Genomic DNA, 11,532 nt, shown 5'->3' on the forward strand with positions numbered 1-11,532 from the left:
CAAATATGATTCACCGTAGCCTGAGTATTTTACTGAGTGGCCTGCTGGTTACCGCTTGTTGGGGCCAAAGCAGTTTGCCCAAACACTTGAAAAAACCGCTAGACAAAGTATCCGCCGAAGCCCTCAAAAGCCACATCGCCTACCTGGCCGACAACCGTATGAAAGGCCGCTTGCCCGGCACCCCTGAATTTGACCTGGCTGGCCAATACGTGGAAGCTGAATTCAAAAAACTGGGCCTGGAACCTGCTGGCGAAAACGGTACTTACCGCCAAAAAGTCGTCATTCGCACGGCCAAAACCATCCCGGAACAAAACAGCATCCATTTCCACTCTGCTACCCAGCACCTGGATTTGGAATACGGCAAGGACTACACTGTGCAGGCTGACTTCAATGTAGCTCGCAACCAGATCGAAGCCCCTCTGGTCTTTGCAGGTTATGGCATTTCAGCGCCCAAACTCAAGCACGATGACTATGCAGGCCTGGATGTAAAAGGGAAAATAGTGATCCTGCTCAGCCGGGTGCCCGAAAACAAGTTTGGCAGCACCGAAACAGCTCACCTCGCTACTAACCGCGCCAAGGTTGACATGGCCTACAAGCAAGGTGCAGTGGGGGTTTTTGTCATGCCTCCGCCTACGGTAGGTGGTCCCCAAGGTGGGCCAGGATCGGTGCGTGGGGTCGTATTGCCCAATGGGAAAGCCGAAGGTAGGGGCGTCAACCCCTATCCCTCCATCAAAGTGGTAGGAACCTTGACCTGGGCGGGTTTGGGAAAAATAATGGGTAAACCCGAGTTGAGCAGCCGCGAGTTGGCCGCTTTGTTGTACAATCCCAGCGCGCCAGTAGTTATTCCAGGCACTGCTCGCATCCAAACGGGTACGGTATACGAACACCTGGAGAGTTTTAATGTAGTGGGAAAAATCCCAGGTTCCGATCCGGTGCTCAAAGATGAGTACGTGGTGCATACCGCCCACCTCGATCACGTTGGGATTGGCCGTCCGGTCAATGGCGACTCCATCTACAACGGCGCCCACGATAATGCTTCGGGAGTAGCGAGTTTGCTGGAAATTGCGAAAACCTACCAGAGCCTGAAAAAAGAACGCCCCAAACGTTCAGTGCTGATTGTGATGGTGACGGGGGAAGAAATGGGTTTGCTGGGCTCCACCTATTTTGCCAATAATCCAACGGTACCAAAGGAAAAAATCGTGGCGGATGTCAATACGGATATGCCCACTATTCTGGCCCCACTATTGGGGGTAGTGCCACTTGGTGCCGAACATTCCACCCTGATGGCGACGGTGCAAAAAGCTGCCGGCTACCTTGGCCTGGAAGTAATGCAGGACCACATGCCAACCGAAGTGCGTTTTGTACGCAGTGATCAGTACAGTTTTGTCTTGCAAGGCATCCCCGCATTGCACATCAAGTACGGCCTCAAAACCAGCGACCCCAATTTTGATCTGGATGGTTTGATTAAGGATTTTACCAAAAACAACTACCACAAACCTTCGGATGAACTCAATGGGTCGTTCAATTTTGAAGCAGGTCGGACCTACGTCAAGCTCAACTTTTTGATCAGTTACCTGGTGGCCAATGCAGCGGAGCGCCCGACTTGGAAGCCTGAGAGTATTTTTGCCACCAATTAATTGCCATCCTTTAAACTATAGAAACCATGCAAAAAATTACCATACTGCTCTTGGTGCTTTTCCACAGCTTATTGGCTTGTGCCCAGGTGGATGTAGTTGCCCTGGATCAATATTTTCAACAAGCGCAAAAAGACTGGAACGTACCTGGTTTGTCAATCGCCGTGGTAAAAGATGGCAAGGTCGTACTAGCCAAAGGATATGGCGTTTTGGAAAAAGGCAAAACCACCAAAGCCGACGAAAACAGCCTGTATGCCATTGCTTCCAATACCAAAGCTTTTGTTTCAGCCTCCATTGGCATCCTGGTGGAAGAGGGGAAACTCCATTGGGATGACCCCGTGCAAAAATACCTGCCCTATTTTGAACTCTATGACCCTTATGTGAGCAAACACACTACAGTACGAGATCTGCTTTGCCACCGGGTTGGTTTGGGCACTTTCAGTGGGGATGCGCTGTGGTACAAAACGAATTACAGCGCCGAGGAGGTAGCCAAACGGGTCAAATACCTGCCCCAAGCTTATGAGTTTCGGGCAGGATACGGGTATACCAACCTGATGTTTATTGCTGCGGGTGAGGTGATTCGAGCAGCGAGTGGCCAGCCTTGGGATGTGTTTGTGAAAGAACGGATCTTCAAACCATTGGGCATGGAGCGCAGCCAAACCAGTACTAGCGCCCTGGGCAATCTGAGTAACGTGGCCATCCCACACAAGAGCATTTACGGCCCTTCCGAACCCATTCCCTATGCGGGATGGGACAACATGGGCGCCGCAGGAGGCATCATCTCTAGCGTGAGTGATATGGCCAAATGGATGAACCTGCAACTCAATCAAGGGAAATTCGAAGGTAAAACCATCTTCAGCGCCCAAACGCAGGAAATCTTCTGGACCATGCACAACAGCAATCGGGTTTCGGCTGCGCAAAAACAACGCTATATCCAGCGGCATTTTTCGGGGTACGCTCTGGGCTGGGGCATTGCGGACTATGCTGGTCGCGTCGTCATTTCGCACAGCGGTGGGTACGATGGGATGTACTCCCAGGTCATGCTGGTACCGGAAGAAAAGCTGGGCATCGTGGTACTGACCAACAGTATGACAGGCATCAGCCCCAACCTGTGCCAATACACCGTAGACCGTTACCTGAAACTCCCCCTCAAAGACTGGAGCAAGGAGGGCCTCAGCGGCGAACTGGAGCATCAGGCCGAACGCCGTAAAATTGTGGAAACACGCAAAATAGCACAAGTGAAAAACACCAGCCCAAGCTTGGCTCCCAGTGCTTTGGTAGGCAAATACCATGACCCCCTATACGGGACACTGGAGGTGAAAATTGGGGCTAACAATCAGCTGGAACTACACTTCCCGCATGGCCCCCAATTGGATGCCACGCTCAAACACTGGCATTATGATACGTATGAAATTCAGTGGAAGGAAAACCACGCCTGGTATGACTTTGGCACGCTGCAATTTGTGACGGACAACAACCGAAAGGTGATCGGCATTGAATTTGATGTGCCGAATGAGGATATCTTTTTTGAGGAGATACACGCGAAAAAACTGTAGGGGCGATCCTAAGTGATCGCCCATTTCCATCGGGGGCGGCCACATAGGGCCGCCCATACATTATCGGCCTTTGAACAAACCCGCCACAAAAATCACCACAATTGCGCCAATCACCGCCTGGATGATGGTACTCACGGTGGCACTACCAATGTTGAGCGAAATGTTCAAAACACCGAGCAGCCAGCCGCCCACAAAGGAGCCGACGATGCCCAGAATAATATTGCCAAGTAGGCCATAGCCGCCGCCTTTCATGATTTGGCCAGCCAGCCAGCCGGAGATGGCACCGATGATGAGAAGGTAAATGAGGGTCATAAGGAATTGGTTTTTTGGTGAATGAAATCCAGGAACAGAATTGTGCTTCAAGATAATAGAATTCTCTAAATTACCAATGATGGAGAGTTTTAATGTTGTTTGTTCCTCGGATGAAACCTCAACACCGTCTCCCTCAAATAATCCGTATCCAAATGCGTATAAATCTCCGTCGTCAAAATCGACTCATGCCCCAGCATGTCTTGAATCGCCTTTAAATCCGCCCCGCCTTCCAATAAATGCGTCGCAAAAGAATGCCGAAAAGTATGTGGACTTACTTCCTGAGCAATTTCTGCCATAGCTGCCGCTTCTTTGACAATCAAAAAAACCATCACCCGACTTAGTCTGGCTCCGCGCCGATTGAGGAAAACGTAGTTTTCGTGCCCTTTTTTAATGCTGGGCATTTGCAGGCGCACACTATCCAGGTAAAAGCGCAGGTGTTTGATGGCATCGGCGCCTATGGGAATGATCCGTTCCTTGTTGCCTTTGCCGATGATGCGAATGAACTCAATATCCAGAAACAGGTTGGACAGGCGCAAATCACACAACTCGCTCACCCGCAGTCCGCAGGCGTACAGCAGTTCCAGGATGGCACGATTGCGCAAGCCCAAGGGGGTACTCAAATCAATGGTGGCCAACATGGCCTGAATTTCTTCATAACTCAACACTGATGGAATCGCGCGTTGCAGTCGAGGGCCTTCCAATAAGGCGGTAGGGTCATTTTGAACGCCCCCTTCCAGCAGCAGGTATTTGTAAAAAGTTTTGAGCGCCGAAATCAGGCGCGCCTGTGAGGGGGCACTGAGGCCCAGTTCGTTCAGCGACATCAGGAACTGGAACAAGTCCTCTGTTTGTATTTCGCTGGGAGGCAGCTTCCGATCCTGCAAAAGCAAATATTCCGCCAATTTTCCCAGGTCGCGTTTATAGGCCTCAATGGTGTTGGGGGATAAACTTCGTTCCAACAGCAAAAAAGCTTCAAAGCCACGAATCCAGGGAGACCATAATTTATTTTCCATTGGGATAAAGATAAGCCGAGCAGTTAAAAATAAACGCCTGGGTATTTATTTTTATTTAACTCAAAATCAATTACTTGGAATTTTATTTGATTTTTTGTTGAATTTTTTCTAAAAAAAAGTTCAACAAAGGCTTGCATGGAAAACAAGGGTGCACTACCTTTGTTGATAGTAATACTATTATCTCAAGTAGTAAAAACTCAAGCCATGTCCACGATCGAATTTTCAACTCAGTTTGACCGTTTGCGCAGAACGTTGTTCTCCTTTGCTCTTAACCTGACCAAAGACGAAGAATCCGCCCGTGATTTGGTGCAAGAAACTGCATTTAAAGCTTTTAAATACCGGGATCGTTACGAACCCCAGACCAATTTGCGCGCCTGGCTAATGACGATTATGCGCAATTCTTTCATCAACGAGTACCGCAAGCGCAAGCGCCGCCAAACACTCAACGACAATACTTCCAACGATTATCTCCTGGATTCTGGTCATCAATCCGTGAGCAATCAGGGGGAATCTACCGTCATGCAGGAGGAAATCATCAAGGTGGTAAACACCCTGGAGGACTGGGTACGCATTCCTTTCCTGATGCATTTTCAAGGTTTCAAGTACGAAGAAATTGCCGACGAACTGGATGTGCCGCTGGGTACCATCAAAAGTAGAATTTTCTTTGCCCGCCAAAAATTACAGGCACAAATGCGGAAATTGTATACCGCTAAACAAATTGAGGATATTTTGGGTTAAGAGGATATCTATTAAGCTTTTTCATTTGAATCACCCATAAGCTTAGCTTAGACAGGCTTTTAATCTAAAAACTTAAATGTGAATGGCTGGTAACTCCAATATTCATCCTCTAAGGCGTTTTTTCCAATTGTTGAGGCTAGATCGCAAAGACATCACCTATATCTACCTCAATTCCATCTTTGCTGGTCTGATTGGATTGATTTTACCTTTGGGGGTACAAGCCATCATTGGCTTGATCAGTGGCGGAGATTTTTCTGCCTCACTTTGGTTATTGATAGGTGTTGTAACCATCGGTACTGCCTTAACAGGCATCATCAAAATCATGCAGATCACCATCACGGAGACCCTCCAGCGGCGGGTTTTTGTGCGCAGTTCTTTTGATTTTTCGTACCGTTTGCCCCGCTTGAAACTGGATTCCCTGACGCGGTTTTATCCGCCAGAATTGGTCAACCGTTTTTTCGACACCCTTAATTTGCAAAAGGGGTTGCCAAAAATCCTGATTGACTTTTCGGAGGCTATACTTAACATTGCGTTTGGGGTCATTCTGATGGCCTTTTACCATTCTTTTTTCGCCTTCTTTGGGGTGTTTTTGGCCCTTTTGCTTTTTTTGGTGTATCGTTTTACGGGCCCACGTGGTTTATCAACCAGCTTGAGCGAGTCCAAATACAAGTACGAGGTCGTCTATTGGCTGGAAGAAATGGCCAGATCCCTGAGTACCTTCAAAATGGCGGGTTACACACCCTACCCCTTGCGCCGTACCGATGGCCTGGTGTCCAAATACCTCGACAATCGGGCCGAACATTTCAAAGTCCTCAAGTTTCAATATGGGGTGATTGTGGGCTTCAAAGTACTGATCACCTTTGCCTTATTGGCTTTGGGTAGTTATTTGGTCATCAACAACCAAATGACCATCGGGCAGTTTGTAGCAGCAGAAATTGTCGTGATCCTCGTGATTGGCAACGTGGAGAAGTTGATCCTGACCATGGAGGTTATTTATGATGTATTGACGGCTTTGGACAAACTGGGTTTTTTGACAGACCTCCCAATTGAAAAAAGTGATGGCTTGCGGTTTGATCAAATTGACCGGGATAAACCAATGCATTTGCAGGTCGAAAACTTGAATTTCCGGTTTGAAGATTCAGACCGCACCACCTTAAATGATGTTTCGCTGGAAATCAAACCCGGCGAACGAGTATGTATTGCGGGCAGCCAAAGCTCTGGTAAAAGCACGCTCTTGCAACTCATCGCCGGGATTTACGCTGATTTTGAGGGCAGTATTGCTTACAATGGGTTTCCTTTAAAAAGCCTCGATTTGTGTAGCCTGCGCGGCAACATCGGCGATTACATCCACGAAGCGAATATTTTTACGGGGACCATTCTCGAAAACATTACCCTGGGCAATCCCGATACGCCCTTGGAGGCCATTGTGGATCTAGCCGAAGAATTGGGTATCGCCAGTTATATCCGCAATTTGCCGAATGGCTACAATACCATTTTGCTGCCCGAAGGCCGGAATATTCCAAGGACCATTCGCACCAAATTGATTCTGTTGCGTGCCATTGTTACCAAACCGAAACTGCTCCTTGCGGAAGATTTTTTCAAAAGCCTGGAGTCAAAAGACCGGGATTTCATTGCCAATTTTATTACCCGTCGCGATGCCCCCTGGACTTTGGTCGCTGTTTCGAGCGACCCGGTTTTGGCAGCCCAATGTGACCGCTTGTTGCTCATGGAAAATGGGCAAATCATTGCGGAGGGGACCTGGCAAACTTTACAGGATCATCCGGTTTTTAATGCAGTGTTTCGCAGTAAAGAAATTGAATTATTGGGTTGAGGAGGTTGAGGCGGCGGCAAGAATCCGGTCACTGAGCGAAGTCGAAGTGCAAGGATTCCTGCCGCTGCCTCAACCTCCTCAACCCTCTCAACTTAACAACCATGCTCAACATATCAACAGACTCGATCACGGCACAAATTCAGCAGGAGAAATACAAGTCATTTGAGAAGACTTCCCTCTCCAGTGCCAACGTCATGTTTGCGCGCTGGATGGGGGGATTGTTTTTGCTGGCGCTTATTTTTATGTTCTTGCCCTGGACGCAGAACATCCAATCCAAGGGAAAGGTCACAACCCTGCGGCCAGAGCACCGTCCTCAAACCGTTCAATCTACCATAGCTGGGCAAATTGAACGCTGGTATGTGCGAGAGGGAGATACCATCAGCAAAGGGGATACTATCTTGCACTTAACGGAAATCAAATCCGACTATTTCGACCCACAAATTGTGGAACGCACCCAAAAGCAGGTCAATGCCAAAACGGGCTCTATTGGTGCCTACCAACGCAAAGCCAACGCCCTGAGCGAACAAATCAGCGCTTATCAAGAAGAGTTGGCCCAAAAGCGCAATCAGCTGCAAAACAAGGTGCAGCAATCCCGGCTCAAAATCATTACGGACAGCATCGCCTTCAAGCGGGCTGTGCTCGATGATTCCATCGCAAGGGTGCAACTCGCCCGTACCGAATCCCTGTACAAAGAGGGCATCAAGCCCCGCACCGAGGTAGAAGACAAACGCTTCAAAGTACAGGAAACCGAGGCCAAAGTGGTTGATGCCCGCAACAAGGTGAACATTGCCCGCCAGGAACTACAAATCGTGCGTACTGAACTGCGCCAGGTGATGGCAGAAACGGCCCAAAAAATCGCCAAAGCGGAATCAGATATCGCCAGCGCATTATCCGAACAATTCTCAACCGAAGCAGATGTCAGCAAACTGTCCATCCAGGTAGAAAACTACCGTCAGCGCAATGCCTTTTACTATGTGCTGGCACCTCAGGATGGGGTGGTGGCCAAAGCAATGCAGGCCGGGATTGGCGAAAACATCAAGGAAGGAGAGGCCATCCTCAGTATTTTACCCAAACAGTATACCTTGGCGGTGGAAATGTATGTCAAACCCTTGGATTACCCCTTGGTCAATTTGAACCAGGAAGTACGCTTTCTGTTTGATGGTTGGCCCGCCATTGTGTTTTCCGGCTGGCCGGGCTTTTCTTTCGGGACCTTTAAAGGTAAGGTCGTTGCCATCGACAACATCATCAGCGACAATGGCAAGTACCGCATTTTAATCGCTCCCGACGAAAAGGATGGAAAAAAATGGCCCACAGCCTTGCGCCCAGGTTCGGGTGCTCAAGGGATTGCGCTTTTGCAAAATGTGCCATTGTGGTACGAATTGTGGCGTCAGCTCAATGGTTTCCCTCCCAATTATTACCAAAAGGAAGAAGGAAAATCGGAAGAACCCAAATTGAAAGCACCCGTTAAGAGTTTGAAATAAAATGAGACCTTATTTGACTTTGTGTGTTTTGCTGGTGGTTATGGGACCATTGTACGGAGCTCAAAATGATACGGTTCCTGTATTGCCCTTTAGTCAATTTCTGGGCAATATCAAACAAGAGCACCCCATCGCCCGGAATGCAGACTTATTGCTTCGCCAAGCCGAGGCACAAGTGCGGCAGGCGCGCGGAGCTTTTGACCCCAAGCTGTTTTCTGACTGGCAGCAAAAATCCTTTGATGGAACCCGATACTACCGCATTGGTGAGGTGGGAGCCAAAGTTACCACCCAATGGGGCATGGAATTCAAAGGGGCTTTTAACAGCGCCGGGGGCACTTATTTGAATGCTGAAAATCGACTCCCTGACCCTGGTCAGGCGGTGTTGGGGCTCACCGTCCCCCTGCTCAATGGCCTCTTGTTTGATGGCAATCGGGCTGGCCTGCAAAATGCGCAGTTGGATCGGGAGGGTTTGGCCGCCGAGCGGCAGGGTTTGTTCAACGACTTGCTTCTGCAAGCGGGCATTACCTACATCAATTGGGCCATTGCCTACAACCAGTGGCGCGTCACCGAGCAGGCTTACCAATTGTCACTCACTCGCTTCAGAGGAATTCGTGCGAGTTATTTTATGGGGGACAAACCCGGAGTGGATACCATCGAAACCTTTACCCAAGTGCAAAACTGGCAGCTGGAACTCAACGATGCACTGGTGGCCTACCGCAATGCGACCTTGAGCATGCAGGCTTTGCAGTGGAACCAGGGGCGAGCGCCTGCGATTGGAGAAAACTGGAATTGGCAGCCCGTTCCCTTGCAGAATGTGGTGCAATTGCCCAGTCTGCCACTTGATTCATTTACCCAACAACTGGCCCTTCAACACCCGGACTTGCGGGTTCTCCAGGTGGATTGGCGCCAACTGGAGGTCGACCGCCGCCTGGCCGCCGAGCAATTCAAGCCGCGCCTGGATGTGAGTTACAATTTCCTCGGTAGGGGTTTTGACTTTACTGCCCCTACCAAAGAAGATCCCTCCCTTACCCTTACAGAAGCATTGGGGACAAACTTCAAATGGGGACTCAATTTTTCCTTCCCTCTTTTCCTGCGCAAGGAGCGGGGTAAAATGGAATTGGTACAAATCAAACAGCAACAAACCAACAATAAATTGGAGCAAAAACGGATCGAAATTGAAAACAAGGTCCGTGGGTATTACAACGACCTGGAGAACAGCCGCAACCAAATTCTCCGCTATCAGGTATTGTTGAGCAATTTGCAAACCTTGCTTCAAGCCGAACAACGCAAATTTGAAGTAGGGGAGTCCTCCATTTTTTTGATCAATAGCCGCGAGCAGAAATTGATTGAAACTCAGCTGAAATTCAATAAATTGCAAGGGGAGTTCGCAAAAGATTTGCTGTCGGTATATTGGTCAGCCGGGCGATTAAATAGTGTGTTTTAAGCTATAACTAAAAAATACGTCAAAAAAATAGCTCTAATAGTTGTTTAACTAAAAAATACGTTATACATTTGGTTCAACAAGTTTATCGATCGATATGAAACAGTTGACCAAAGCCGAAGAAGAATTGATGCAAATCATATGGGAATTAGGCCCATGTACCGTAGCCGCTATGCGTGACCACATCGCTGCGCAACAAGGCCAGGAAAAACCTCCCCACAGCACCGTATCAACCATAGTGATTATTTTGGAAAAAAAAGGATTTGTGGGCCACAAGGCTTATGGTCGTACGTATGAGTACTTCCCCCTGATTTCCAAAGATCAATACGGCAAACAAAGCTTGAACAAGTTGGTCAATGACTATTTCGCTGGTTCAACACGGGATCTCGTTTCGTTTTTGGTCAAAGAAAAAAACCTGGGCATCAAAGATTTATCCGACTTGATGGAGGTATTGGATAGCGAAGAATAAGCGTACACCAAAATACATGCCTTGTGCATCTTTTAGACTTTATGAACAAAAGGTTGCTCGGCCAGAACCGGGTCTTTTTGGCCTGCTTTTCGGCTATTTTTTCGTCCGTAGCGCTGCTACGCTCTCAAAAATGAGCCTCAATCAGACCAAAAAACCCTCGGCTCTGCCTCAAGCACCTTCTGTTCACAAAGTCTATTCATTTGGCTGCGATTGCAAGCCCTGGATAACTATGCCCTTTAGGAACCTTTTTGTTCATCATCCATAGATCATCGCGATGAACTACCTACTCAAAGTCGCCATTTGTTGGCTGGTATTTTATGTGTTGTACCGTTTGATTTTGGAAAAAACGACCTTTTTCAAACTCAATCGAGCCTATTTATTGATCACCCTGCTGTTGGGGTTGGTGGTGCCCATGGTACGCATTTCCCTGGGTGCCCCAGCCGACCCAAGCGAGGGCAGCAACTGGCTACCCGAAGTGGTGGTTCGGGCCAACAACCTGGTCAATCAACCCTATACCCTGCCAGAAATCACCATCCAGGTGCCGAGCAGCGCGGCCTGGGACATCTGGCCCTGGTTGTATTGGGGGGGAGTAGCTTACTGTTTATTGCGCTTTTTAGTAGGCCTTTTCCAACTGTACAACATTTACCGCCGTGGCAACAAACAAGCGATGGGCAAGTATACCCTGGTGTACAGCGAGGAGGTGAAAGCGCCGTTTTCCTTTATGCGCTGCCTGTTTTGGCCCGCCGGACTTGAAGATGAAAACCTTGAACGCGAGTACATGCTGCGCCACGAGGAAACCCATATCCTGCAATACCATACGCTGGACGTGTTGTTCAGCGAAATCATCAAAGCCATTTGTTGGTTCAACCCATTGGCTTACCGCTATTCCCAGGCATTAAGAGACGTGCACGAATATTTGGCCGACGCGGCGGTGCTTCAAAACGCCAACCGCAAACAATACGGCCACCTTTTGATCAGGCAATCCTTGTCCGGACCTTCGATTGCCCTCGTAAACCATTTTTCTACATCTCAACTCAAAAAACGTATTCACATGATGATGCGC

General features: G+C 48.6%; 10 protein-coding genes. 8 read left to right on the forward strand and 2 right to left on the reverse strand.

Going from position 1 to position 11,532, the window contains the following annotated elements; translation table 11 throughout:
* Positions 1-5 precede the first annotated feature (5 nt).
* Both SFV55_RS16210 and SFV55_RS16215 read left to right on the forward strand, forming a co-directional pair.
* Positions 6-1,637, forward strand: coding sequence for a M28 family peptidase (locus tag SFV55_RS16210; RefSeq protein WP_320030573.1), 1,632 nt, complete (start codon positions 6-8; stop codon positions 1,635-1,637).
* A 26-nt stretch (positions 1,638-1,663) separates the two neighbouring features.
* Positions 1,664-3,190 carry a serine hydrolase gene (locus tag SFV55_RS16215; RefSeq protein WP_320030574.1) on the forward strand — a complete coding sequence of 509 codons (1,527 nt, stop codon included), beginning with the start codon at positions 1,664-1,666 and terminating at the stop codon, positions 3,188-3,190.
* A gap of 60 nt (positions 3,191-3,250) precedes the next feature.
* Here the strand turns inward: SFV55_RS16215 and SFV55_RS16220 are convergent, their stop codons facing one another.
* Together SFV55_RS16220 and xerD are read right to left on the reverse strand one after the other, a co-directional pair.
* On the reverse strand, positions 3,251-3,502 hold the full coding sequence (locus SFV55_RS16220; protein WP_320030575.1) for a GlsB/YeaQ/YmgE family stress response membrane protein: 252 nt from the start codon (positions 3,500-3,502) through the stop codon (positions 3,251-3,253).
* 89 nt (positions 3,503-3,591) lie between these two features.
* Positions 3,592-4,512, reverse strand: a complete 921-nt coding sequence (gene xerD, locus SFV55_RS16225; protein ID WP_320030576.1) for a site-specific tyrosine recombinase XerD — start codon at positions 4,510-4,512, stop codon at positions 3,592-3,594.
* 204 nt (positions 4,513-4,716) lie between these two features.
* Between xerD and SFV55_RS16230 the strand changes: the two genes are divergently transcribed.
* The 6 genes from SFV55_RS16230 to SFV55_RS16255 form a co-directional block, all read left to right on the forward strand.
* Complete coding sequence (locus tag SFV55_RS16230) at positions 4,717-5,250, forward strand: RNA polymerase sigma factor (protein WP_320030577.1); 534 nt, start codon at positions 4,717-4,719, stop codon at positions 5,248-5,250.
* Positions 5,251-5,332: 82 nt separating this feature from the next.
* Positions 5,333-7,081: a peptidase domain-containing ABC transporter gene (locus SFV55_RS16235; protein WP_320030578.1), complete on the forward strand. Its 1,749-nt coding sequence runs from the start codon at positions 5,333-5,335 to the stop codon at positions 7,079-7,081.
* Between the two features lie 101 nt (positions 7,082-7,182).
* Positions 7,183-8,562 (forward strand): HlyD family secretion protein, encoded by a 1,380-nt coding sequence (locus SFV55_RS16240; RefSeq protein WP_320030579.1) that lies wholly within the window; start codon positions 7,183-7,185, stop codon positions 8,560-8,562.
* Between the two features lies 1 nt (position 8,563).
* On the forward strand, positions 8,564-10,003 hold the full coding sequence (locus SFV55_RS16245) for a TolC family protein (RefSeq protein WP_320030580.1): 1,440 nt from the start codon (positions 8,564-8,566) through the stop codon (positions 10,001-10,003).
* 94 nt (positions 10,004-10,097) lie between these two features.
* The gene (locus SFV55_RS16250) at positions 10,098-10,469 is read left to right on the forward strand and encodes a BlaI/MecI/CopY family transcriptional regulator (RefSeq protein WP_320030581.1); all 372 of its coding nucleotides are present in this window, start codon (positions 10,098-10,100) and stop codon (positions 10,467-10,469) included.
* A 274-nt stretch (positions 10,470-10,743) separates the two neighbouring features.
* Positions 10,744-11,532, forward strand: a 789-nt coding sequence (locus SFV55_RS16255; protein ID WP_320030582.1) for a M56 family metallopeptidase, incomplete at its 3' end; no start/stop codon positions are given.

The organism is Haliscomenobacter sp., assembly GCF_033763495.1.
Taxonomy (GTDB): Bacteria; Bacteroidota; Bacteroidia; order Chitinophagales; family Saprospiraceae; genus Haliscomenobacter.

Coding starts and splice junctions, on each gene's coding strand:
- xerD (WP_320030576.1), bottom strand. CDS start 4,512: ATGGAAAATAAATTATGGTCTCCCTGGATTCGTGGCTTTGAAGCTTTT.
- SFV55_RS16210 (WP_320030573.1), top strand. CDS start 6: ATGATTCACCGTAGCCTGAGTATTTTACTGAGTGGCCTGCTGGTTACC.
- SFV55_RS16230 (WP_320030577.1), top strand. CDS start 4,717: ATGTCCACGATCGAATTTTCAACTCAGTTTGACCGTTTGCGCAGAACG.
- SFV55_RS16245 (WP_320030580.1), top strand. CDS start 8,564: ATGAGACCTTATTTGACTTTGTGTGTTTTGCTGGTGGTTATGGGACCA.
- SFV55_RS16240 (WP_320030579.1), top strand. CDS start 7,183: ATGCTCAACATATCAACAGACTCGATCACGGCACAAATTCAGCAGGAG.
- SFV55_RS16250 (WP_320030581.1), top strand. CDS start 10,098: ATGAAACAGTTGACCAAAGCCGAAGAAGAATTGATGCAAATCATATGG.
- SFV55_RS16220 (WP_320030575.1), bottom strand. CDS start 3,502: ATGACCCTCATTTACCTTCTCATCATCGGTGCCATCTCCGGCTGGCTG.
- SFV55_RS16215 (WP_320030574.1), top strand. CDS start 1,664: ATGCAAAAAATTACCATACTGCTCTTGGTGCTTTTCCACAGCTTATTG.
- SFV55_RS16235 (WP_320030578.1), top strand. CDS start 5,333: ATGGCTGGTAACTCCAATATTCATCCTCTAAGGCGTTTTTTCCAATTG.